The sequence below is a fragment of the Bradyrhizobium sp. 14AA genome (genome assembly GCF_054185205.1).
In genome coordinates this window covers 127,649-149,801 of record NZ_JAVAYM010000005.1, presented here as the reverse complement: position 1 = coordinate 149,801, position 22,153 = coordinate 127,649, and the positions used below count along the sequence as shown (strand labels likewise).

The window sequence follows — 22,153 nt, the reverse complement described above, 5'->3', positions numbered from 1 at the left end:
CAAATGCGTAACACCAAAGTACCGGCCAGCCGAGGGCATTTATCCGGGAGTGCCCATGCAATTTGCTCAAGCCGCACGCCTCGCCGGTACGCTTCGCCGGTTCCTGCCGCGAGTGCGAAATGCGGCGCGGTCACACCGAAAACCGCCCGATATTCCCCTGCCGATTGCCTTTGCGAGGCGTCGACAGCCAGCGTCCGGCGCCGCTACAATGCCGTCAACAAGAACGATATCAGGGAGGTGGGCGTGACGGCCCGAAGATTGATGCTGGCGCTGGGCGCCGGCCTGCTCGGCGCATTCGCCGCAGCCCCCGCTTCCGCACAGGATTATCCCACCCACGCGGTCCGGATTGTCGTCCCCTTCGGCGCCGGCGGGCCGGCCGACGTCGCGGCCCGGCTGATCGGAAACGTGCTCCAGGAGAGCTTTGGCCAGCCCTTCGTCATCGAAAACCGCACCGGCGCCGGCGGCGTCATCGGCACGGTCGAAGCGGCGAAGTCGCCGGCCGACGGCTACACGCTGCTGATGATGTCCAACACCCAGACCGCGAACGAATCGCTGCTGACGCCGGACCAGCGCAAATACGAGCTGATGCGCGACCTCGCGCCAATCGCGCCGGTGAACTCTTCCGATCTCGTCATCGTGCTGAACCCGCAAGTTCCGGCGAAGACCCTGCAGGAGTTCATCGCGCTCGCCAAGGCGCAGCCGGGCAAGCTGAACTACGCCTCCTCCGGGCAGGGCACGCCGTACCACATGGCCGGCGAGCTGTTCAAAGCGATGGCCGGCATCAACGTCGTCCACGTGCCCTATCGCAATAGCGGAGAGGCGCGCAGCGGCGTGATCGGCGGCCAGGTCCAGATGATGATCGACGCGGTGCCGGCGATGGCGCCGAATATCGCCGAAAACCAGGTGCGTGCACTTGCCACCACCGGCAAGCAGCGCTCGGCCGTGCTGCCGAACGTGCCGACCGCTGGCGAGGCCGGGGTCGCAGGCTATGAGGCCACGATCTGGCTGGGCTTGATGGCCCCGGCCGGCACGCCGAAGCCTGTCATCGACAAGCTCAATGCTGCCGTGAACGCGATGGTGAAGCGGCCCGACATCGTCAAGCTCTGGACTGAGCAGGGTGCTCTGCCCATGTCGATGACGCCTGCGGAATTCGAAAAATTCCTGCAGGGCGACATCGCGAAATGGGCCGATGTCGTCAAGAAGTTCGACAAGTCCTGAGGCCGTAGCGCAGTCATGCCGACCATTCATTTCCAGCTCAACGGCGCAGCGATGGCCGTGGACGCCGATGCGGATCAGACACTGCTCGATGTGCTGCGCGGCCGGCTCGGCGTCACCGGTCCGCATTTCGGCTGCGGTGCCGGTGAATGCGGCGCCTGCCATGTCATGGTCGGCGACCGCGCGATGGCCTCCTGCGACATGCCGATGTGGTCGGTCACGGACAAGGAGGTCGTCACGGCGGAAGGCCTCGGTAGCGCGGAGCAACCGCATCCGCTGCAACGCGCCTTCATCGCCGAGCAGGCCATGCAATGCGGCTATTGCGTCTCGGGAATCCTGATCAGCGCGGCGGCGCTGCTGAAGCGCAATCCGACGCCGACGGAGGCGGAGGTCAGAGCCGCGCTCGACCGCAATCTGTGCCGCTGCGGATCGCACAATCGCATGGTGCGCGCGGTGCTGCGGGCGGCCTCGGAGATAGCCGCCCCATGACCGCCCCTGCCCCAAAGCTGCCGGTCAGCCTCGCGGCCAATCCAAAGCTGTCGTCCTGGGTGCGGTTCACCGATGATGGCCGTGTGGCGATCTCGCCCGGCAAGGTCGAGATCGGCCAAGGCATCGTCACGGCGCTGGCGCAGATCGCGGCCGACGAGCTCGACGTCGAGGTCTCCAGAATTGCGATGATCCGCGCCTCGACGGCGGCGAGCCCGAACGAAGGCGTCACCTCGGGCAGCCTTTCGGTGCAGCAGTCCGGCCGCGCGCTGCGCCACGTGTGCGCCGAGGTGCGCCAGCGCTTCCTCGCGGCGGCATCGGAACGTCTCGGCGTCGACGCATCCCTGCTCGATGTCAACGACGGCACGATCTCAGGTCCCGGCAATGTCAGGACCAGCTATTGGGAGCTGGCGAGCGAGGTCTCGCTCGATCGTGATGCCACCGCGGGTGCGACAGCGAAGAGCGTCGCCAAACGCGCCGTCGCCGGACAGTCCGTCCAGCGCGTTGACATTCCCGACAAGGTGTTCGCGCGACCACGCTTCATTCATGACCATGCGCTGCCGGACCAGCTGCATGGACGCGTGCTGCGGCCGGATACCTCCGGTGCGAAACTGATCGCGCTCGATGAAACGGCCGCGCGCGCCGTTCCCGGCCTCGTCGCGATTGTTCGCGACGGTGGTTTTGCCGGCGTGGTCGCTGACACCGAGGCGGCCGCCGAATCCGCACTGAAAGCCTTGCGCAAGGGCGCGACATGGTCGGTCGGCGAGCCGCTGCCCGATGAAGATGATCTGGCGGGCTTCCTGAAAAGCCAGCCGGTCGAAACGACCGTTATCGACACGAGAGCGGCGGCGGCGACAGCGAAAGCTGCGCGCACGCTCCGCCGGCAATATACCCGTCCCTACATCGCGCACGCCTCGATCGCGCCATCCTGTGCCATAGCGCGATGGGACGGCGATCGTGTCCATGTCTGGACCCACAGCCAGGGCGTCTATCTGCTGCGCGCCGACCTCGCGATCGTGCTCAAGCTGCCGGCAGACAACATCGTTGTCGAGCACATCGAGGGCGCCGGCTGCTACGGGCACAATGCCGCCGACGATGTTGCTCTCGATGCCGTGCTGCTGGCCAAGGTGGCGGGCGGGCGTCCGGTCCGCGTGCAGTGGTCACGCCACGACGAGATGTGCCACGCGCCGTTTGGTGCGGCGATGGCCGTCGAGATCGAGGCCGAACTCGACGCAGACAATGAGATCATCGGCTGGCGCCATGCGATCTGGAGCAACGGCCACGCGGCACGGCCGGGGCGCGCGGCGCAGCCTGCGCTGCTTGCCGCGACGGAAATCACAAATCCCTACCCGCGCATGATCTCGACCAATCCGCCGGCTGCCAATGGCGGCGGTGGTGATCGCAATTCCGTTCCGCTCTATGACCTCCCGGCCTGGACGATCACGAGCCACCGGCTGCTCACCATGCCGGTGCGCACCTCGGCGCTGCGGACCCTGGGCGGGCAAGGCAATGTGTTCGCGATCGAATCCCTGCTCGACGAGATCGCAGCCTTGCGCGGCGAGGACCCGATCGAATTCCGCTTGCGGCATCTCCGCGACGAGCGCGCAAAGGACGTCATTCGCGCCGCGGCGCGACGTGCCGCATGGAAGCCGCAGAAGCGATCCGGTGTGGGCCACGGCGTCGGATTCGCCCGCTACAAGAACACGGGAGCCTATTGCGCAGGGATTGCCGAGGTCGAAGGCACCGACGACATCCGCGTCAAGCGACTGACGCTTGCGGTCGATGTCGGCGAAGCCATCAACCCTGACGGCGTCATCAACCAGATCGAGGGCGGCGCGATCCAGGCAACGAGCTGGGTATTGAAAGAGCGCGTCCGCTTCGGCCGGACCCGCATCACATCGACCTCCTGGACGGACTATCCGATCTTGACCTTCAGCGAGGTGCCGGCGGTGGATGTCGAGGTCATCCAGCGGCAGGAGATCGAGCCGGTCGGCGCCGGCGAAGCCGCCCACGGCCCGGTGACCGCGGCGATCGCGAATGCGGTCTACGATTGCCTCGGCGTGCGCGTGCGCGACCTGCCGATCACGCGCGACAAGATCATCGCAGCCATGGAGCTTGCATCGTGACGACAGTGAACATCTTGAGCGGCGGCGCGGCGCAAGGCCTGGTGCACGGCCTCACCGACGCCTTCAAGGCGCAGACCGGCCTCGGTATCGACGGCGAATTCGGCGCGGTCGGCATCATGGCCGACAAGTTGCGCGCGGGAACGCCGGCCGATCTCGTGATCCTGACGCAGGCTCTTCTTGCGAAATTGGCCGAGGAGAAGCTCGTCACGCCCTCCTCGATCGCGGATATCGGCCGGGTCGAGACCGCGCTGGCGGTCCGCAACCGCGATCCCAGAGTAACAGTGAAGACCGAGGCCGATCTACGCGAGGTGCTGCGCAGCGCCGACGCCATCTACGTTCCGGACACCAAGGCCTCGACCGCGGGCCAGCATTTCGCAAGAGTCCTGGATCACCTTGGCATCGCCTATGAGGTCGCCTCGCGCCTCAAGATCTTTCCGAACGGCGCAACCGCGATGCGGGAGCTCGCGACATCCACGGCGACGCGGCCGATCGGATGCACGCAAGCCACCGAGATCATCGCGACCGACGGCATCGCGCTGTCAGGTTCGCTGCCGCCGGGCTGCGAGCTCGTGACGATGTATACGGCGGGCGTGACAACGCGGGCCGCCCATCCGAAGGAGGCGGCCGCGCTGGTCGCGCTGCTGACCGGCGCAGACCGGAGGGAGCTGCGCCAGCGCGTGGGCTTCGCCGGCTAGAGCCGATAACCGCGCTATTTGTGCAACTGGGTGAGACCGGTCGGCGGGCCGTCGACCGCGGTCCAGCCACCGTCGACGAACAGCGTGCTGCCGCTGACATAGCTTGCGGCGTCCGAGGCGAGGTAGGCCACCGCGGTGGCGACCTCGTCGGCGCTGCTCCAGCGATTGAACACGGTGTGGCCGGCGTAGAGATTGTAGATGTCGGGGCGCTGCTTGAACGGGCCAGTCAGCGCGGTCTCGGCGATGCTCGGCGCGATCGCGTTGACGCGCACGCCGGCATGGCCGACCTCGGAGGCAAAGCCCTTCACCAGCAGGCCGATCGCGGCCTTGGTCGAGCCGTAGACGCCGAGGCCCGGCTCGATGGTCACCGCGCGCACCGAGGAACAGGCGATGATGCTGCCGCCCTTCTGCTCGACCATGATGCGGCCGAACGCCTGAAAGAACCACACCGTGCCCTTGACGTTGAGGTTGAGGACGCGGTCGAGATCCTCCTCGGTGTAGTCGAGGATGGTCTTGCGAATGTTGAGCCCGGGCGTCGTCACGGCGATGTCGAGCCGCGGAAATTTCTGCATCACGGATTTGGCGAGCGCATTGACGTCCGCGGCGCTTGCAGCGTCGCACGCGGCGGCCTCGGCCCAGCCGCCCTTGTCGCGAATGCCGGCGGCGGTCGCCTCCGCTGCGTCAAGCGCACGATCGGCGCAGACGACGCGCGCGCCGAGCCCGGCCAGCGCCTCGGCCGACGATTTGCCGATGCCCGAGGCGGCGCCGAGCACCACGGCCGTCTTGCCGGTGAGATCGAAGAGCTTGCGATAGTCGGTCACGGACAGATTCTCCCTGTTGTTGTGACGCAAACTACGCAAGGGCGGTTCGCCGGCCAAGGGCCGGCGAACGCACGGCAGCTATCCCTTGTATCCCATCAGGAGACGCGGCAGCCACAGCGAGAAGGCGGGAACGTAGGTCACGAACATCAGCGCTGCGATCAGCGCGGCGTAGAACGGCAGGATGGTGCGCATCACCGCGCCCACCGAGATGCCGCCGATGGCGCACCCCACGAATTGCGTCGTTCCGACCGGCGGGGTGTTCAGCCCGAGCGCGCAGTTGATCAGCATCAGCATGCCAAACTGCACTGGATCCATGCCTGCCTTCATCGCGATCGGCAGGAAGATCGGCGTGCAGATCAGGATGGTCGCCGCCATGTCCATGAAGGTGCCGAGCACGAACAGGATGATGTTGATGAGCAGGAAGATCATCCAGGGTTGCGAGGACACCTTGCTCATCAAATCGCCGGCGAAGTCGGCGACTTCGTAGAGCCCCATCAGATACTGGAACATGGTGGAGACGCCGATCAGCAGCAGCACCACGCCCGTCGTCTTCACGGCCTTGGCGGCGGCCCGCAGGAAGTTCGGCAGGGTCATGGTGCGGTAGATGAAGAACGTCAGCAGGATCGTGTAGGTGACGGCGACGGCTGCGGATTCGGTCGCCGTGAAGACGCCGGACAGGATGCCGGCGAGGATGATGCCGACGATCAGAAGGCCGGGCAGTGCGGCCGCGAACGAGCGGAAAACCTCGGCCCAGCCCGGGAACTTGCCGGCCGGATAGCCGCGCTTCACCGCGACGGCGTAAGCGGCAACCAGCATGCACACCATCAGCACGAGCGCCGGCAGGAGCCCGGCGGCGATCAGCGCGCCGATCGAGACCTTGCCGCCGGCGGCGAGCGCATAGATGATCATGTTGTGGCTGGTCGGCATCAAGGCTCCGACCAGCGAGGCGTGAGTGGTGACGTTGACGGCGTAGTCAGTGTCGAACCCTTCCTTCTTCATCATCGGGATCATCACCGCGCCCATCGCCGACACGTCGGCCACGGGCGAGCCGGAGACACCGCCGAAGAGGGTGCAGGCGACCACGTTCGACATGCCGAGCCCGCCGCGGATGTGTCCGACGAGGTTCTTGGCGAGCTGCACGATCTTGTCGGCGACGCCGCCGTGCAGCATCAGCTCACCACTGAAGACGAAGAACGGGATGGCGAGGAACGAGAAGATGTTCATCCCCGACATCATCTGCTGGAAGATGACGGCGACCGGCAGGCCTTCATAGAGGATGGTGCAGATCGCCGAGAGGCCGATCGCGAAGGCGACGGGGACGCCGAGGATCAGGAAGCCGAAGAAGGTGGCGCCGAGAATGATCAGTTCCATGAGGGGACGACCTCTTCGCCGCGCAGGAGCGCAATGATGTGCTCGATTGAGAAGGAGACGATCAGGACGCCGGAGGCGATCAGCGGCACGTAGCGGATGACCTCGGGCAGACCGAGATTGGGGATTTTCACGGTCCCGACCGACGCCCCGAGAATCCAGCCATTGTAGGCCATCGCAATGCCGAACACGGCCACCAGAACGTGGATCACCAACTCGATCTTCTCCCGCACCTGATCCGGAAGCATCACCAGCAGGCTGTCCATGCCGATGTGCCCGGCATCGCGCACGCCGACGGCAGCGCCGATCAACGTGACATACAGGATGAGGACCAGCGCAAGGTTCTCGGTCCAGGTCGGGCTGGAGTTGAGCACGTACCGCCCGAACACCTGGTAGAACACGATGGTGACGATGACGAGCAGGCCGGTCACGGACAAATACATACCGAGCCGAGCGACTGGGGCATTGATCCGCGACAGCAGGCCGGTGGACGGACGACCGGCGACCTCCTGCTCGTGGCTTGCGACATGTGGGTCTGTCATCCCGCGCCTCCTTGCGAGGGTCCGGTGTCACCTCGCGGCGACGCCGGACCCGATCCGCCGTGATCTTACTTCGTGTCCTGGATACGCTTGACGAGGCCTTTCAGCTTCTCGTCGCCGGCGAACTTGTCGTACACCGGCTTCATCGCATCGACGAATTCCGCCTTGTTGGCGATCGTGACGACCTGAACGCCGGCGGCTTCGACGGTCTTGCGGGAGGCCTGCTCGCGCTCGTCCCAAAGCTTGCGCATGACGGGCACCGATTCCTTGGCCGCCTTGCGGACCATCGCCTGATCCTCCTTGCTCAGCGTGTCCCAGACCGTCTTGGACATCACGAGAACTTCAGGCGCCAGGGAGTGCTCGGTGACGTTGTAGAACTTGGCGGCCTCGAAGTGGCGCGACGACTCATAAGAGGGCCAGTTGTTCTCGGCGGCATCCACGAGGCCGGTCTTGAGCGCGGTGTAGACCTCGCCATACGGCATCGGCGTCGGGTTCGCTCCGAGGCTCTGGATCATGCCGACCCACAGGTCGGACTGCTGGACGCGGATCTTCAGGCCCTTGAGGTCCGCGAGCGACTTGACCGGTGCCTTGACGGTGTAAATGGACCGCGCGCCGCTGTCGTAATAGGCAAGGCCGACCAGGCCTGCGGGCGCCATGGCCGCCAGGATCTCGTCGCCGATCGGCCCGTCGAGGACGGTGCGCATGTGCTGCGTGTCCCGGAAGACGAAGGGCAGGCACAGGGCGATGGTCTCAGGCACGAAATTGTTGAGCGGCGATGCGTTGATCCGCATCATGTCGAGCGCGCCGATCTTCAGCTGCTCGATGGTGTCTTTCTCGGAGCCCAGGGCGCCGTTGGGAAACACCTTCACACCGAGCTTGCCGCCGCTCGCCGTCGCGAGCTGCTTGCCCATGAACTTGACGGCTTCGACGGTCGGGTAATCGGCGGGGTGGATGTCGGCGGATCGGAAATCGCGTGCGGTCGCCAGGGGCGCTGAGACCGCCAGTGCAACGGCTGCGATGATACCGGTCAGTGTCTTCATCTGGTCTTTCCTCCTGGGTTGATTATGTCGTTGTCCGGCGCGTGCTGCAGGCCGCCTTGGGTCGCTCCACTTCAGGTGGGAAGTCAAGCGCCATTGTCGTCCCTAGGGCTGGCGGCATTCTGAGTCCAAGCCAATTCCGGCATCGATCAATGCAAGAGTTGCATCGATCAATTTCTGGCGCAATTCGCCTTGTGGTGGGGCATGGCGGGCTGGCTGGTGTCGCCGGCACGTGACTTGACGCCCGCGACGGCGGCCGCTCAAGATGCCCAAAACAGCCGACAGTCTTGAGGGAATGCGCATGCCGCGGAAGCTGATCGATATCTCGGTGCCGCTGAGAAACGACGTGACGGCCGACCCGCCGGGCAACCATCCGACGATCCAGTACATCGATCACCAGCAGGGCCTGCCGCGGATGCTGCAGTTCTTCGACGGCCTCAAGGCGCAGGACCTGCCGGATGGCCAGGGCTGGGCCGTCGAACAGGTCTCGCTGTCGACCCATAACGGCACCCATCTCGACGCGCCCTGGCATTTCCATCCGACCATGAACCGCGGCGAGCGGTCATGGACGATCGACGAGGTGCCGCTCGAATGGTGCTTTCAGCCCGGCGTGAAGCTCGACTTCCGGCATCTGCCCGACGGCTACGTGGCGAGCGCCAGCGATGTCGAGACGGAGCTGAAGCGCATCGGGCACACGCTATCGCCGCTGGAGATCGTCGTCGTCAATACCAGCGCCGGCGCCAAATTCGGGCAAGCCGACTACGTCAATTCCGGCTGCGGCATGGGCTATGAGGCCACCATGCACCTGCTCGAACGCGGCGTGCGGCTGACCGGCACCGACGGCTGGAGCTGGGACGCGCCGTTCGTCTACACCGCGAGGAAATATGCCGAGACGAAAGACGCCGGCCTGATCTGGGAAGGCCACAAGGCGGGACGGCACATCGGCTATTGCCATCTCGAGAAGCTGCACAATCTCGATCAGCTGCCTTCGACCGGCTTCACGGTCTCATGCTTTCCGGTGAAGATCGAACGCGCCTCCGCGGGCTGGACCCGCGCGGTTGCCATCATCGAAGATTAGCTGCGGACACTACGCGCCGTCGAGACCGCTCTCGGCGAGTTCGCGCAAGGCGTCGGTGTCGAGCACGACGATGGCACCGTGCTCGAGACGAACCCAGTTGCGGCCGGCCCAGGCGCGCAATTGCTTGTTGATGCTCTCGCGCGTCATTCCCACCATCTCGCTGATCTCCTGCTGCGTGATGGCGAGCGTGCCGCTGCCGGAGTCGAACTTGCGCTCCTCGGTGAGACCGAGCAGCGCGCTGGCGAGCCGGCCCGGCAGATTCTGCAGGATCACCTGCTCGACCTGCTGGCTGGTCCAGCGCAGGCGGGCGCAGAGCAGCTCGATGAATTTCATCGCCAGCGCCGGCTGGCTCTTCACGAACGGCAGGAAGTCCCGGCGGTCGATGATATAGAGCTCGCAATTGGTGTTGGCGGTCGCGTCAGCCGACCGGGGCGCCCCGTCGAGAACCGCGATCTCGCCAAAGATTTCTCCAGGACCGATGAGATTGAGGATGGCATTCCGTCCATCCGGCGAGGAGGAGGATATCTTCACTGTCCCCGTGATCACCGCGAACAGGTTGTTGCCGGGATCGCCCTTGGCCGCGATCGTCGCGCCACGCTTCACGGTGGTGTGCTTGGCGTAGCGGCACAGCTGGTCGAGCGCCTCCGGCTCCAGATCCGCGAAGATCGGGTGCTTGCGCAGGACCGATAGTTTATTGCCCGCCGATTGTCGGGGGTCGCCGGTCTTGTCCTGAGGCACGCCGCCGGGCTCCTAAGACTGCGAGGCACTGGAGAGTTCCTGCGTAGTCAACGTTATCAGGCTTTTCAACCGGAAAGCACGCGCGCGATTTTGGGCAAATGCCGCGAAAATGCCGCGGTTTGGCCTGTAGTCGGCATCCGAAGGATGCGCCGATGCATTTGGATCGATGCAGAGTTGCGGGCAGCGCAAGCCGTATTGTGCTGAGGCGCTACCGAATGCCGGAGCCCGCCGGGGCGAGCGTCGGCGGTTGGCACGTCGAATCGGACTATGACCTGAAGAGCGTCAGCGCTTGGAATCCGGGTCCAGCCGGCCTGCGCCGGTTTGCCGGTCCGCCCAAGCCAGAGCGGCGGCGAAAGCGACGAAGATCGCGACGACGACAACGGTCACCAGCACTGCATCAGCGGGCATCATGCTCCTCCCGGATTGTTAGGGCATTATTTGCGACGGACGGCCGGCGTCATTGATCGGGATCAAAAACCCGGGAGCGCTGTGGACAGGCTGTCAGGCCGCAGCCAGAGCCTCGACCCGCGCAGGGTCGAGCAGGCTGATGCCGCCGTGAATGATCTCGATCGTGCCGTGACGCTCCAGCTTGGTGAAGGTGCGACTGACGGTTTCGATGGTCAGGCCGAGATAGTCGGCGATGTCCTGGCGGCTCATCGGAAGCGGGACCGTGTCGGACCGAATCTTGAGCGCGAGCAGCCGTTCGCGCCAGCCGAGCAGAAAGGCCGCGACCTTCTCGTCGGCCGAACGGCGGCCGAGCAGAACCATATGGTCGCGAGCCTGGCTCAACTCGCGAATGGCCAGCTCGTTGATCCGCCTGAGCAGCTGCGGACGGTCCTCGATGAAGCGGCCGAAGGGCGCTTTCGCGAACTGGCACACGGTCACCGTGCCGATCGCGTCGGCCGAGAAATTGTGCCGGCCGGAGATATTCATCCCCAGGAAATCCCCGGGCAGGGCAAAGCCGACGATCTGCCGCCGGCCATCGGGCAGCAGCTTGTACAGCCGCATGACGCCTTCAATGAGATTGTAGAACAAGGTCGTGATGTCCTCCTCGGAGAACACGGTCTCGCCCGAGTCAAAATGGACGCGGCGCCCGAGATGCTCGAATTCCCGGAGCTCAGCTGCATCCAGCGACGAACACACCGCCGATGCGCGCACGGCACAATCGCTGCAGAAATGCCCGTTCGGCTCAATCGTGACCACGGTAGGCTTCATCCACCCCGCTCCCCGCGCCGGCTGCCCCTGCACCGAGCAGAGTCCACCGCGCAGCTGCATTTTACTGCACTGCAGGAAAGGCGATTGACCCAGATCAATTTTGGCCGGCTTCCCCGCCTTATTCTGGGTCTCCAGAGTTCGACGGGGTCAATTTTCCATGCTGCAGAGCGCGCTACGCCACGGCCTGATTGGGCTGCTTCTGATCACGCCTGCGCTCGCCGCCCCCACTGCCGAGCAGCGCGGCAAGGCCTTTGCACGGGCCAATTGCGGGCGCTGCCATGCGATCGACCGCGTCTCCGCAAGCCGGCTCAAGGCCGCGCCGCCGCTGCGTAGCCTGCATCAGCGCTATCCGATCGAGACCCTTGGCGAGGCGCTGGCCGAGGGCATCTACACCGGTCATGCCGACATGCCCGCCTTCGAGCTCAATCCGGAGCAGATCCACGATCTCCTGTCCTACCTGAAGACGCTGGAATAGAGGGCGGTCACACCGCCTGCACGGTCCAGCCGATCAGGTCCTTCGCGATGCGGGCGAAGGCCGCGTCGAACGCTGCGACGGCCGCGGCCGGCTCGACCTTGTCGAGCTTCTCGCTGGTCTCGACGAGGCGCGAAGCAACCACCTTGCCGTTCTTGTCGACGATCCGCGCCGACAGGGCGATCTCGACCCGGGTCTCGCCTTCCGTTGCGATCCGGAATCGCCTGATGTCGATCAGGAGCTGATAGTCCGCCTGCCCGAGATCGCTCGTGCGCAACGGCGCGTGGGCGATGTCGTAGTTCTCGAAACTGTCGATCAGCCGCGCCTGCACCAGCTTCGGGATGCTGTCAGCCCAGAGGAAATCGGCAAAGCCCGGGTTGTCACCCACGGGAGAGAACAGCATGCGCTGGGTCTGGAGCATCGCGACCGCGGTTGGCTCGGGAATGGCCAGCGACGCAGAGAACGTCTTGCCGGCCGGGCCAAGGTTCTGCGGCGCGCGCAGATCGTAGGTGATCTTCTGTGCAGGCGTCCCGCCGCCGGTCATCTTCTCGAGACCCGCCAGGATGCCGTCGATCTTGCCGGTGTTGCGTGCCAGCCCGTCGGAGAACGTCTTGAGATTGGCGATGGTGTCCTTCAGCGGACCGGAATTGTCCTCCAGCACGGTGTCGACCCGCCGCAGCGCGTCGCGCGCGGCCTGCGTCATGCTCTGGCCCGCGCCGGCCTCGGCGATCAGGGTCAGCGGCTCGCCGGATTTGGCGACGATCATGCCGCCCTCCAGCGTCACCACCGGCACGCCGGTCAGCCCCTGGAAATCGAGCCCGACCTTCGTGTCGGCGCGCACCGGCGTTGCCGCGGCAACGGAGATCGTCGCATTGACGAAGCGCGCATTGTCCGGCGCGAGCCCGAGCTGGGTCACCTCGCCGACGCGGATGCCGTTGAACAGCACACCCGCGCCGACCAGAAGGCCCGGCACCGGTCCCTGGAATTGCACGCGGTAGTTCGTGCGCGGCCCGATGCCGCCGGTGTTGTTCAGCCAATAGACGAAGCCGAACACCGCGAGGATTGCGGCCAGCACGAAGGCGCCGATCAGCGCGTAGGGAGCGCGGGTTTCCATGTCTCATCTCATCTCGTGTTGCAGCATCTGCGAGCGCTTGCCGTGGAAATAGGCGCGCACCCAGGGATGCTCGGATTGCAGCAGCTCGCGCATCGGGCCGATCGCGACGATCTTGCCGTCGGCGAGCGCGGCGACGCGGTCGCAGACCGTGGTCAGGCTTGCGAGATCATGGGTGACCATGAACACGGTCAGCCCCAGCGTCTTCTGCAAGGTCTTGATCAGGGCATCGAAGTCGCCGGCGGCGATGGGATCGAGGCCGGAGGTCGGCTCATCCAGAAACAGGATCGGCGGATCGAGCGCGAGTGCGCGCGCCAGCGCCACGCGCTTGGTCATGCCGCCCGACAGCTCCGCCGGATATTTGTCCGCGTCCTGGGCGCGCAGCCCGACCATTTCAAGCTTGGCGATCGCAATCTCGTCCATCAGCTCCTGCGACAGGACGAGATTTTCGCGCAGCGGAAACTGGACGTTCTGGCGGACCGTCAGCGAGGAGAACAGCGCACCCTGCTGGAACAGGATGCCCCATGTCGTGGCTGCGCCTCGACCGTGACCGCCAGTGGGTTGCCCCATGACTTCGATGGTCCCGCTCCGGCGCGGAATCAGGCCGATGATGGTTCGCATCAGCACCGACTTGCCGCCGCCGGAAGCCCCCACCAGCCCGAGGATCTCACCCCGGCGGACATCGAGCGACAGATGGTCGAGCACGGTCTGGCGGCCGAAGCCGACCACGAGGTCGCGGACGCGGATCGCGAACTCTTCCCTTGATTGCTCCATCGTCACATTCCGATCGAGGCAAAGAAGATCGCGAACAGGCCGTCGAGCACGATCACCAGGAAGATCGACTTGACCACCGATGTCGTCGTCTGCCGTCCGAGCGACTCCGCGCTGCCCTTGACGCGCAAGCCCTCGCTGCAGGCGACGATCCCGATCACCAGCGCCATGAACGGCGCCTTCAGGATGCCGACCTCGAAATGGGTGACGGAGATGGCCTCGTGCAGCCGCGCGATGTAGATCGCCGGCGCCATGTCGCCGTAGAACTGCGCGACGAGGCCGCCGCCATAGAGCGCGGCGACCGCCCCGATGAAAGCGAGGATCGGCAACGCGATGACGAGTGCCGCAACGCGGGGCAGGATCAGGACGTCGACGGGATCGAGCCCCATGGTCGAGAGCGCGTCGATCTCCTCGCGCATCTTCATCGAGCCGAGCTCGGCGGTGTAGGCGCTTCCCGACCGTCCCGCGACCATGATGGCGACGATCAGCACGCCGAGCTCGCGCAGCACCAGGATGCCGACCATGTCGACGGTATAGGACTCGGCACCAAACCTGCGGAAATGGAAAAATCCCTGCTGGGCGATGATGGCGCCGATCAGGAAGGTGATCAGCATGACGATGGGGATCGCCTGCCACCCGATGCGGTAGAGCTGATAGACCAGCGAGGTCAGCCGGAGCGAGCGCGGCCGGCGCACGACGCCGATCACCGCCATGAACAATGCGCCGAGCATTTGAAGAAAGATCGCGACGTCTTCGCGCGCGCTGACCGTGGACTTGCCGAGGTCGTTCAGCCTGAGCAGAACCGGGTTGGGCGCGGCCGCCGGCGTCGGCGTGTGGCGATTGACCTGCCGCACCTCGTCCAGGAGACCGCTGAAATGATCGGCGACACCGACGAATTCGGCCGGTCTGCCGCCCGCTGCGGCCCTGCGCGACAGCTTCTCCAGGATCCAGGCACCGAGCGTATCGAGCGCGCTGATACCCGACATGTCCAGGGTCACAACTCTCGACCGGTCGACATCGGCTCCGACCGACCGGGACAACGTCTCGAGCGTCACGACATTCGCTGCGGTCCACGGCCCTTCCGGGCGCAACTTCAGGACATCGCCGGACGGCGTCGCGAGCAACAGCGGTTCGGGGGTCACACTTCCACCTCTTCGGGACAATCGGTCCCTATTCAGCCGGCATTTCTAGGCCAGCGTGTGGCGGCCCGTTTGACCTGCCTCAAGACACCAGGACCACGCCCGCCCGTTGACGCAAATCAAGTGCGGTCCCGTCTGTGGGTCCTAGGTTCCTTCCCATCAAATGAGGATATCGGATCCATGTTCGACAGCGACAGAATGAGCGACGAACTGCGAGCGCTGAAGGTTGACGTCACGCGCCTGCTGAGCACTGCCGGCGAGGAGATGTACGACAGTTCGAAAGATCGGGCTGAGGCTCTGGCCGATCAGATCAAGATCGCGCTTGCCGAGCTCGGCGAGACCGTGAGCGAAGAGCAGGAGCAGCTTCAGGGCCTTATCGCGGAGCGCCCGATCACCTCGCTCGCTTCGGCCTTTGCGCTCGGCGTGGTCGTCGGCTTCATGCTGAGGAGACATTAGGTGAATACCGAGAATGTCGTCAAACATCTACGCGTGCTGTGGCGCACGGACAGGATCATCGCCGACATCAGGCTGCGCCATCTGCTGGTGGGCCTCGGCCTGCGCGCCTTTGCAGCGCTGATCGCGGCGTTCGGGCTCCTGATGCTCGAGCTGTCGGCCTATTTCGCACTGGTGCAGGTCTGGAGCGCGATCGCCGCGGCGGCCATCCTCGGCGCCGTCAATTTTGCGATCGCGGCCGTTCTCTTCGTGATCGCCGGTCGGGCTCCGTCAGGCCGTGACATCGAATTCGCCAACGAAATTCACGGCGCGTCCGTCGAAGCCCTTCAGCTCGAGGCGCGCGCGTTCCAGGCCCAGATGTCGGGTGCCGTCCACCATCCGCTGAGCACGATCGTGCCGGTGCTGGTCCCGTTGATCGCGATCATCGTCAAGAGCTTGCGAAAGACGGCCAAGGACTCCGCCGCCGCATCGACCGAGGCGCACTCCTGAAGCGCGATGAAATCGCGCCCCGGGAAGGCCGCCTGACACTTTTCGGATGAAGCCCCGGCGAACGCGCTCAGAGCTTCAGCCTGACGTCGCAAATATCCGGCTCGGCTGGATCCGGCTTGACCTCGAAGCCGAGCTGCCGGCACATCTCGAGCATCACGGTGTTCTCCTGGAGCACGTCGCCCGAGATGGCCTTCAGCCCTTCCGACCTCGCGTAGTCGATGATCAGCTGCATCAAGGCCCAGCCGAGTCCCCTGCCCTTCAGATCCGACCGCAGCAGAATCGCGTATTCACCGCTCTCATAGATCGAGTCGGAGTGGAGCCGGACGACGCCGACCATCTCGCCGGTCTCCTCGTCAAAGGCGATGAAGGCCATCGCGCGCGCGTAATCGAGCTGGGTCAGGCGCGCGATGAACTCGTGAGTGAACTCCTTCATCGGCGCGAAAAATCGCAGGCGGAGGTCGTGCGCCGTCACGTGACGCAGGAATTCGTGGATGGTCGGCTCGTCGTCGGGACGCAGCGGCCGCACGAAGATGCGCCAGCCATCCTTGAGCTTGAGGCGGCGCTCCCATTGCGAGGGATAGGCCCGAACGGCGAAATTGGCGGGACCGGAACCGGCAAATTTCCGTTGCGGCGGCCCCACCGCAACGCGAGCATCGACCGCGGTGACGCCGGTTTCGTCCGCCAGCAGCGGGTTGATGTCGAATTCGCGAATCTCGGGAATGTCCGCGGCCATCTGCGCCAGCTTGACCAGCACCATGGCGACGGCGTCCGGCTTCACCGCCGGCACGTCCCGGTACGCGCGAAGCAGCCGCGACACGCGCGTGCGGTCGATCAGGTCGCGGGCGAGTTGCAGATCGAGCGGCGGCAGCGCAAGCGCCCTGTCGTTGATGATCTCCACCGCCGTTCCGCCCCGGCCGAACACGACGACGGTGCCAAAGGTGGGATCGTCGGCAAGGCCCAAGATCAACTCGCGGGCCTTTGCCTTGACGACCATCGCCTGCACGATGACGCCGCCGATGCGGGCCTCGGGCCGCAGCTTCCTAGCCCGCGCGAGAATGTCGGTCGCAGCCGCGCGCACGGCCTCCGGCGTCGTCAGATTGAGCACGACGCCGCCGACATCCGATTTGTGGACGATGTCGCGCGACATGATCTTCAGCACGACGGTCGCGCCTTGCGCGAACATCTCGTTCGCGTAGGCCACCGCCTGCTCGACATCACCAGCCGCATAGGTCGGCACCATGGCGATGTCGTAGGCTTCGAGCAGATGCTTGATCTCGACAGGCTCCAGCCATTGGCGGCCGTCCGCGATGGCAGCGGTGACGATCTGGCGGGCAGCCCGGGCGTCCGGCACGAAGGTATCGGGCATCGCGGGTGGAACCTGGCTCAGCTCCTCCACCACTTCGCGGTGCCGGACCAGGTGCATGAAGCCGCGCACGGCGTCATCCTCGGTCGGATAGTTCGGCATGCCCGAACTCGAGAGCGACTGAATGATGTTCTGATCGGCTCCGACCCAGGAGGCCAGCACGGGCTTCGCCCATCGGCGGCGCTGCTCGCGGTATTTGCCGACGAGCTCGGTCACGGTCGTGGCGATATCGGCAGCCGAAGCAATCGCGGTTTGCACGTTGAGCACAAGGACTGCATCGTTGTCGGGATCGGCGAGCAGCACGTCCAGCGCCGCTGCATAGCGCGAGGCGTCGGCGTCACCGACGATGTCGACGGGATTTGCGCCGGACCAGGTTGGCGGCAGCACGTCGTCGAGCTTCTTGCGTGCCTCCGCCGATAGGGTCGCCGGAACTCCACCGAGCTCGACCAACCGATCGACGGCGAGGACGCCAATGCCGCCGCCATTAGTCAGGATGGCGAGGCGTTTTCCCGTCGGCGATTCAACGCGGCCGAGCGTCTCGGCGCAGTCGAACAGCTCGCGCAGATCGGAGACCCGCAGGACGCCTGCGCGACGGAACGCCGCGTCATAGACGGCGTCGGCGCCGGCGAGCGCGCCGGTGTGCGTGGCAGCTGCCCTCGCACCCTGCGCCATGCGGCCGGACTTCACCACGACGACCGGCTTCACGCGCGCAGCAGCGCGCGCCGCCGACATGAACTTGCGCGCGTCCTTGATGGCCTCGATATAGAGCAGGATCGCGCGCGTGTTGTGGTCCATCGCGAAATAGTCGAGCAGGTCGGCGATATCGACGTCGATCTGATCGCCGATCGAGACGATGCCGGAGAAGCCGACGCCACGCTGCGCGGCCCAATCGACCATGCCGGCCGCGATGGCGCCCGATTGCGAAATCAACGCGAGATTCCCTGCTCCCGGCATGTGTGCGGCAAAACTGGCATTGAGGCTCACGCCCGGCATCATGATGCCGAGACAGTTCGGCCCGATCAGCCGCATACCGTACTTGCGGGCTGCAGAGATGGCAGCCTCGTACAGCGATCCCGGTCCATGACCGAGCCCGGCCGAGACGATCAACGCGCCCGCCGAGCCCCGACGCCCGGCCTGATCGATGATTCCGGGAACCTCTCGCGCCGGCGCGGTGATGACCACGAGCTCGGGCACGAACGGCAGCTTGTCGAGGCTGGCCACCGCGGCGACGCCGCCGATCTCGGCATGGCGCGGGTTCACCAGGCCGAACTGTCCCTTGAATCCGGACTTGTGAATGTTCTCCAGGACGGCGCGTCCCACGGAGACCGGACGGGCGCTAGCCCCGACAAGCGCGACTGAGCGCGGCGACAGCAGGTTCTTCAGGCGGTACGTTGACATGAAAACAAATGCGCCCCGGTCGGCGGCGGTTCCGATGGTTGTTTAGGCATGATCTTTTCGGAAAATCGCGGCGCACTTTTCCGGATCATGCTCTAGTGCGAGATCATAACCCAGCATGGTGGCTGGCCGATGACGGTCTTTGTCACACCGCCCCAGACGATCTCGTTCAGGCGCGAATGATGGTAGGCGCCCATCACAATCGCGTCGATGGCATGCGAACTTGCCCAACTTCCGAGCACCTTGCCGGTCGAGCTGCCGCTGCCTTTCACCGCTTCGAACGAGGCATAGATCCCGTGTTCCCTGAGGTGATGGACCAGACTCATCCCGGATTGCGTGACCGCGTCGGCCTTGTCGTCTGCCACGGTCACCACGTGAACCGTCGTGGCAGCCTGAAGGATCGGCAGTCCGTCGCCGACCGCACGCGCAGCGCGGGCGGAGTGATCCCAGGCAATCATGACGTTCTCGAACTCGGGCCGCAGCTCCGCAGCACGATCTTCCGGACAGAGCAGAATCGGCCGTCCGGATTCGAACAGGAACGTTTCGACGATGTGCTCCGTCCGACTGTCGTGCGGCTTCACGGGAAGCAGCGTAAGGTCGCTGAAACGGGCATGCTCGGCCAGGATCGACGCAATTTGATCCGTCGGCACCTTGCCGGTTCGGCTTTGGGCGCGAATATTGGCGCGCGAAGCCGCATTGGTGAAAGTATTCAGGAGTTGCTGCATGTCGCTCGCCTCGCGCGAACCGGCGGCCTGCGCAACATTCGCATCGTCGAGCACAATGACTTTCGGCCGTTCGAAAACATCTTCCTCGAGGGCGAGCGCGGTGATCCTGGCGCCGAGGTCGGCGGCGACAGCCACGCATTTCTCGATCGCGACCAGGGCCGGCCCGTGCGGCTGGCCGACAAGCGGCAGAAAGACATCCTTGATGGGCATCGGGATTCTCCTTAACCGCCAAAATACGCCGGCTTTCGTCGAGATCCTTGATCCTGGTCAATCCCGGGGAACTCGGTCCGGGTCAGCCGGCGACGAGCGTTGACCGACGTCAAGAACTGGCCACCCGGCCATTCTATGGATAATCGGGCAGGAGTGGTTCATCCCGGAGAGATCTATGCGTGCGATGGTGTTACCGGCCCCACGAGCGCGGCTCCAGATGGAGGAGCGGCCTGACCCAATACCCGGGGAAGGTCAGATCCGGGTCAAGGTCAGTGCCTGCGGGGTATGCCGAACCGATCTTCATGTCGTCGATGCCGAGCTGCCCGACATTCGCTATCCGATCGTGCCCGGCCACGAAATCGTCGGCCGGGTCGATCTCGTGGGGCCGAATGTTGCGACGCATGCGCCGGGCGATCGCGTCGGCATTCCCTGGCTTGGTTTCACATGCGGAAACTGTCGATTCTGCCGGGACGGCATGGAAAACCTCTGTGACGCGCCGCTTTTCACCGGCTGCACGCGCGACGGCGGCTACGCAACGCACACCATCGCCGATGCGCGCTATGCTTTTCCGCTCGGGGATGCCGGCAATGACGTGGAGATTGCGCCGCTGCTCTGCGCGGGGCTGATCGGCTGGCGCTCGCTGGTGCTGGCCGGCGGCGCCGACAGGCTCGGCCTCTATGGCTTTGGGGCCGCCGGCCACATCATCGCGCAAGTCGCTGTTTGGCAGGGACGATCCGTCTATGCGTTCACGCGACGCGGCGACGCCGCTGCACAAGGCCTTGCACGGCGCCTCGGCGCCGTCTGGGCGGGGGCATCCGACGAAATGCCCGACGAACCGCTCGACGCCGCCATCATTTACGCGCCGGCAGGCGAACTCGTCCCGGCCGCGCTACGCGCCGTGCGCAAAGGCGGCCGCGTCGTATGCGCCGGAATTCACATGAGCGACATTCCAAGTTTTCGATATGATTTACTCTGGGAGGAAAGGCAATTGGTCTCGGTCGCCAATCTGACCCGGCAGGACGGCCACGATTTTCTAAAGGTCGCCCCGCAAGCCGGCATCCGCTGCGAGACGACGGCATTTCCGCTCGATCGGGCCAACGAGGTTCTGAGCATGCTGCGCGATGGCCAGATTCTTGGCGCGGCCGTGCTGACGCCCTGATGGTGCTTCGGATGCCAGCTTCAATGAGAGATGAAACGGCGGCGCAGGAGCGGATATTCCAGGCACTGACCGAACCTGGCGGCGTGACGCGGATCGACACGCATGGCGCTTCGGTCTTCCTGGACGGCAAGCGCGCGCTGAAGATCAAGCGGGCCGTGCGGTTTCCCTTCCTCGACTATTCGACGCTCGAGAAACGTAAAGCGGCCTGCGAGGAGGAAATCCGAATCAACCGGCCGCTGGCGCCACAGATTTACCACCGCGTCGTCGCGGTCACCGAGGAGCCGGACGGATCGTTGAAGATCGACGGCAAGGGCCAGCCGGTCGAATATGCGGTAGACATGGCGCGGTTCGACGAGAACCGGACGCTCGATCATCTGGCAAAGGCCGGCCCGCTGGATGCGGCGCTTGCCTCGGCTGCGGCCGACGCGGTCGCAGCTTCGCACGCGGCGGCGACACGCGCCGACGGCGAAGCATGGGTCGCCTCCATCCCTGCCCTGATCGACGGTAACAGCAACGGCCTGCGGACCGGCGGCCATTTCGATGCGGGAGACATCGAAAAACTCGGCAAGGCATCGCACGAGGCCTTTCTCCGTCTCGGTCCCCTGCTCGTAGCGCGCGGCCATCAGGGCTTCGTGCGCCGCTGCCATGGCGATCTGCATCTTGCTAACATCGTTCTGATCGACGGGCAGCCCGTGCTGTTCGACGCCATCGAATTCGACGCGCGGATGGCAACGGTCGACGTGCTCTACGATCTCGCATTCACGCTGATGGACCTGCTGCGCCATGACCAGCCAGTCGCCGCCAACGTTGCCCTGAACCGGTATCTGGCCGCGACGCCGCCCGAAAATCTCGACGCGCTCTCCGCCCTGCCGCTGTTCATGTCCATCCGGGCGGCGATCCGCGCCCAGGTGGCACTGGCACGGCTGAAGTGGCCGCATTCCGACGACCCCGGCATTGTTGACGATGCACGTCGCTATTTTGGCCTCGCCGGGAGGCTGATCCGCCCTTCCGCTCCGCGCCTGATTGCGGTCGGAGGATTATCAGGCACCGGCAAGACGGACTTGGCACGCGCGCTCGCGCCGGTAGTCGCACCAGAGCCGGGTGCCGTCGTGCTGCGCAGCGACGTCGTCCGCAAGCAGATGTTCGGGGTCGAGGACACGCAGCGGCTGCCGCCGTCCGCATACACGCCAGAGGTCACGGCCCGGGTTTACGACAAATTGGCTCAGCACGCCCGGCGGGTGCTCGCGCAAGGGCATTCGGCGATCGTCGACGGCGTGTTCGCCCGCGAGGACGAACGGGACGCCGTCGCCGCGCTCGCGCGCGAGCGCAGCGTGCCGTTGAACGGCCTATTCCTGGTCGCGGACCTCGCCACCCGGCAGGCACGGATCGGAAACCGCCGGGGAGACGCCTCCGACGCGACGCCAGAGGTTGCCGCGCTGCAAGAGCACTATAATATCGGCCGTGTCGGCTGGGCGACCATCGATGCATCCGGGACACAAGAGCAGACGCTCCAGAACTGCCGGGACGCGATCGCTGAGGGCAAGTAAG

General features: G+C 65.3%; 22 protein-coding genes. 10 read left to right on the top strand and 12 right to left on the bottom strand.

Going from position 1 to position 22,153, the window contains the following annotated elements; translation table 11 throughout:
• The first annotated feature begins 261 nt into the window (after positions 1–261).
• The 4 genes from RAD15_RS12400 to RAD15_RS12385 are packed head-to-tail and all read left to right on the top strand — an operon-like array spanning position 262 to position 4,522.
• Positions 262–1,218, top strand: coding sequence for a tripartite tricarboxylate transporter substrate binding protein (locus RAD15_RS12400; RefSeq protein WP_458178006.1), 957 nt, complete (start codon positions 262–264; stop codon positions 1,216–1,218).
• Between the two features lie 15 nt (positions 1,219–1,233).
• Positions 1,234–1,704 carry a (2Fe-2S)-binding protein gene (locus tag RAD15_RS12395; RefSeq protein WP_458177696.1) on the top strand — a complete coding sequence of 157 codons (471 nt, stop codon included), beginning with the start codon at positions 1,234–1,236 and terminating at the stop codon, positions 1,702–1,704.
• A complete protein-coding gene (locus RAD15_RS12390) occupies positions 1,701–3,827 on the top strand; it encodes a molybdopterin cofactor-binding domain-containing protein (protein ID WP_458177694.1) in 2,127 nt (708 codons plus the stop codon). The genes RAD15_RS12395 and RAD15_RS12390 overlap by 4 nt, the downstream gene beginning before the upstream one ends.
• A complete protein-coding gene (locus tag RAD15_RS12385) occupies positions 3,824–4,522 on the top strand; it encodes a molybdate ABC transporter substrate-binding protein (protein WP_458177692.1) in 699 nt (232 codons plus the stop codon). Before RAD15_RS12390 ends, RAD15_RS12385 begins: the two co-directional genes overlap by 4 nt.
• A gap of 14 nt (positions 4,523–4,536) precedes the next feature.
• Here RAD15_RS12385 and RAD15_RS12380 read toward each other — a convergent pair whose 3' ends face one another.
• From RAD15_RS12380 to RAD15_RS12365, 4 genes are all read right to left on the bottom strand, one after another.
• Positions 4,537–5,343 (bottom strand): SDR family NAD(P)-dependent oxidoreductase, encoded by an 807-nt coding sequence (locus RAD15_RS12380; RefSeq protein WP_458177690.1) that lies wholly within the window; start codon positions 5,341–5,343, stop codon positions 4,537–4,539.
• Between the two features lie 78 nt (positions 5,344–5,421).
• The gene (locus tag RAD15_RS12375; protein ID WP_458177688.1) at positions 5,422–6,714 is read right to left on the bottom strand and encodes a TRAP transporter large permease; all 1,293 of its coding nucleotides are present in this window, start codon (positions 6,712–6,714) and stop codon (positions 5,422–5,424) included.
• Positions 6,705–7,253 carry a TRAP transporter small permease gene (locus RAD15_RS12370; RefSeq protein WP_458177686.1) on the bottom strand — a complete coding sequence of 183 codons (549 nt, stop codon included), beginning with the start codon at positions 7,251–7,253 and terminating at the stop codon, positions 6,705–6,707. The genes RAD15_RS12375 and RAD15_RS12370 overlap by 10 nt, the downstream gene beginning before the upstream one ends.
• A gap of 65 nt (positions 7,254–7,318) precedes the next feature.
• Complete coding sequence (locus RAD15_RS12365) at positions 7,319–8,290, bottom strand: TRAP transporter substrate-binding protein (RefSeq protein ID WP_458177684.1); 972 nt, start codon at positions 8,288–8,290, stop codon at positions 7,319–7,321.
• A 298-nt stretch (positions 8,291–8,588) separates the two neighbouring features.
• Between RAD15_RS12365 and RAD15_RS12360 the strand changes: the two genes are divergently transcribed.
• A complete protein-coding gene (locus tag RAD15_RS12360) occupies positions 8,589–9,365 on the top strand; it encodes a cyclase family protein (RefSeq protein WP_458177682.1) in 777 nt (258 codons plus the stop codon).
• Between the two features lie 9 nt (positions 9,366–9,374).
• Here RAD15_RS12360 and RAD15_RS12355 read toward each other — a convergent pair whose 3' ends face one another.
• The 3 genes from RAD15_RS12355 to RAD15_RS12345 all read right to left on the bottom strand — a co-directional run bounded on the left by RAD15_RS12355 (position 9,375) and on the right by RAD15_RS12345 (position 11,318).
• Positions 9,375–10,103 (bottom strand): Crp/Fnr family transcriptional regulator, encoded by a 729-nt coding sequence (locus RAD15_RS12355; RefSeq protein ID WP_018319260.1) that lies wholly within the window; start codon positions 10,101–10,103, stop codon positions 9,375–9,377.
• A gap of 282 nt (positions 10,104–10,385) precedes the next feature.
• Positions 10,386–10,511, bottom strand: a complete 126-nt coding sequence (locus RAD15_RS12350) for a hypothetical protein (RefSeq protein ID WP_458177680.1) — start codon at positions 10,509–10,511, stop codon at positions 10,386–10,388.
• A gap of 93 nt (positions 10,512–10,604) precedes the next feature.
• The gene (locus RAD15_RS12345; RefSeq protein WP_458177678.1) at positions 10,605–11,318 is read right to left on the bottom strand and encodes a helix-turn-helix domain-containing protein; all 714 of its coding nucleotides are present in this window, start codon (positions 11,316–11,318) and stop codon (positions 10,605–10,607) included.
• 157 nt (positions 11,319–11,475) lie between these two features.
• Here RAD15_RS12345 and RAD15_RS12340 point away from each other — a divergent pair, with 157 nt between their 5' ends.
• Positions 11,476–11,793 carry a c-type cytochrome gene (locus tag RAD15_RS12340; protein ID WP_458177676.1) on the top strand — a complete coding sequence of 106 codons (318 nt, stop codon included), beginning with the start codon at positions 11,476–11,478 and terminating at the stop codon, positions 11,791–11,793.
• A gap of 7 nt (positions 11,794–11,800) precedes the next feature.
• Here the strand turns inward: RAD15_RS12340 and RAD15_RS12335 are convergent, their stop codons facing one another.
• The 3 genes from RAD15_RS12335 to RAD15_RS12325 are packed head-to-tail and all read right to left on the bottom strand — an operon-like array spanning position 11,801 to position 14,814.
• Positions 11,801–12,904 (bottom strand): ABC-type transport auxiliary lipoprotein family protein, encoded by a 1,104-nt coding sequence (locus tag RAD15_RS12335; protein ID WP_458177674.1) that lies wholly within the window; start codon positions 12,902–12,904, stop codon positions 11,801–11,803.
• Positions 12,905–12,907: 3 nt separating this feature from the next.
• Positions 12,908–13,675: an ABC transporter ATP-binding protein gene (locus RAD15_RS12330; RefSeq protein ID WP_458177672.1), complete on the bottom strand. Its 768-nt coding sequence runs from the start codon at positions 13,673–13,675 to the stop codon at positions 12,908–12,910.
• Positions 13,676–13,677: 2 nt separating this feature from the next.
• Positions 13,678–14,814, bottom strand: coding sequence for an ABC transporter permease (locus RAD15_RS12325; protein ID WP_458177670.1), 1,137 nt, complete (start codon positions 14,812–14,814; stop codon positions 13,678–13,680).
• Positions 14,815–14,991: 177 nt separating this feature from the next.
• Between RAD15_RS12325 and RAD15_RS12320 the strand changes: the two genes are divergently transcribed.
• Entirely contained in the window at positions 14,992–15,267 is a 276-nt protein-coding gene (locus RAD15_RS12320; protein WP_458177668.1) for a hypothetical protein, read from the top strand.
• Positions 15,268–15,753 (top strand): phage holin family protein, encoded by a 486-nt coding sequence (locus RAD15_RS12315; protein ID WP_458177666.1) that lies wholly within the window; start codon positions 15,268–15,270, stop codon positions 15,751–15,753. It abuts the gene before it with no gap.
• A 67-nt stretch (positions 15,754–15,820) separates the two neighbouring features.
• Here RAD15_RS12315 and RAD15_RS12310 read toward each other — a convergent pair whose 3' ends face one another.
• Both RAD15_RS12310 and RAD15_RS12305 read right to left on the bottom strand, forming a co-directional pair.
• Positions 15,821–18,514 (bottom strand): bifunctional acetate--CoA ligase family protein/GNAT family N-acetyltransferase, encoded by a 2,694-nt coding sequence (locus RAD15_RS12310; RefSeq protein ID WP_458177664.1) that lies wholly within the window; start codon positions 18,512–18,514, stop codon positions 15,821–15,823.
• Positions 18,515–18,606: 92 nt separating this feature from the next.
• On the bottom strand, positions 18,607–19,446 hold the full coding sequence (locus RAD15_RS12305) for a universal stress protein (protein WP_458177662.1): 840 nt from the start codon (positions 19,444–19,446) through the stop codon (positions 18,607–18,609).
• A gap of 175 nt (positions 19,447–19,621) precedes the next feature.
• On the opposite strand from RAD15_RS12305, the gene RAD15_RS12300 reads away from it, so the two are divergent.
• Together RAD15_RS12300 and RAD15_RS12295 are read left to right on the top strand one after the other, a co-directional pair.
• On the top strand, positions 19,622–20,605 hold the full coding sequence (locus tag RAD15_RS12300) for a zinc-dependent alcohol dehydrogenase family protein (RefSeq protein WP_458177660.1): 984 nt from the start codon (positions 19,622–19,624) through the stop codon (positions 20,603–20,605).
• Positions 20,606–20,628: 23 nt separating this feature from the next.
• Complete coding sequence (locus tag RAD15_RS12295) at positions 20,629–22,152, top strand: bifunctional aminoglycoside phosphotransferase/ATP-binding protein (protein WP_458177658.1); 1,524 nt, start codon at positions 20,629–20,631, stop codon at positions 22,150–22,152.
• Position 22,153: the final 1 nt, after the last annotated feature.

Coding starts and splice junctions, on each gene's coding strand:
- RAD15_RS12400 (WP_458178006.1), top strand. CDS start 262: ATGCTGGCGCTGGGCGCCGGCCTGCTCGGCGCATTCGCCGCAGCCCCC.
- RAD15_RS12395 (WP_458177696.1), top strand. CDS start 1,234: ATGCCGACCATTCATTTCCAGCTCAACGGCGCAGCGATGGCCGTGGAC.
- RAD15_RS12390 (WP_458177694.1), top strand. CDS start 1,701: ATGACCGCCCCTGCCCCAAAGCTGCCGGTCAGCCTCGCGGCCAATCCA.
- RAD15_RS12375 (WP_458177688.1), bottom strand. CDS start 6,714: ATGGAACTGATCATTCTCGGCGCCACCTTCTTCGGCTTCCTGATCCTC.
- RAD15_RS12370 (WP_458177686.1), bottom strand. CDS start 7,253: ATGACAGACCCACATGTCGCAAGCCACGAGCAGGAGGTCGCCGGTCGT.
- RAD15_RS12365 (WP_458177684.1), bottom strand. CDS start 8,290: ATGAAGACACTGACCGGTATCATCGCAGCCGTTGCACTGGCGGTCTCA.
- RAD15_RS12360 (WP_458177682.1), top strand. CDS start 8,589: ATGCCGCGGAAGCTGATCGATATCTCGGTGCCGCTGAGAAACGACGTG.
- RAD15_RS12350 (WP_458177680.1), bottom strand. CDS start 10,511: ATGCCCGCTGATGCAGTGCTGGTGACCGTTGTCGTCGTCGCGATCTTC.
- RAD15_RS12345 (WP_458177678.1), bottom strand. CDS start 11,318: ATGAAGCCTACCGTGGTCACGATTGAGCCGAACGGGCATTTCTGCAGC.
- RAD15_RS12340 (WP_458177676.1), top strand. CDS start 11,476: ATGCTGCAGAGCGCGCTACGCCACGGCCTGATTGGGCTGCTTCTGATC.
- RAD15_RS12335 (WP_458177674.1), bottom strand. CDS start 12,904: ATGGAAACCCGCGCTCCCTACGCGCTGATCGGCGCCTTCGTGCTGGCC.
- RAD15_RS12330 (WP_458177672.1), bottom strand. CDS start 13,675: ATGGAGCAATCAAGGGAAGAGTTCGCGATCCGCGTCCGCGACCTCGTG.
- RAD15_RS12320 (WP_458177668.1), top strand. CDS start 14,992: ATGTTCGACAGCGACAGAATGAGCGACGAACTGCGAGCGCTGAAGGTT.
- RAD15_RS12310 (WP_458177664.1), bottom strand. CDS start 18,514: ATGTCAACGTACCGCCTGAAGAACCTGCTGTCGCCGCGCTCAGTCGCG.
- RAD15_RS12305 (WP_458177662.1), bottom strand. CDS start 19,446: ATGCCCATCAAGGATGTCTTTCTGCCGCTTGTCGGCCAGCCGCACGGG.
- RAD15_RS12300 (WP_458177660.1), top strand. CDS start 19,622: ATGCGTGCGATGGTGTTACCGGCCCCACGAGCGCGGCTCCAGATGGAG.
- RAD15_RS12295 (WP_458177658.1), top strand. CDS start 20,629: ATGAGAGATGAAACGGCGGCGCAGGAGCGGATATTCCAGGCACTGACC.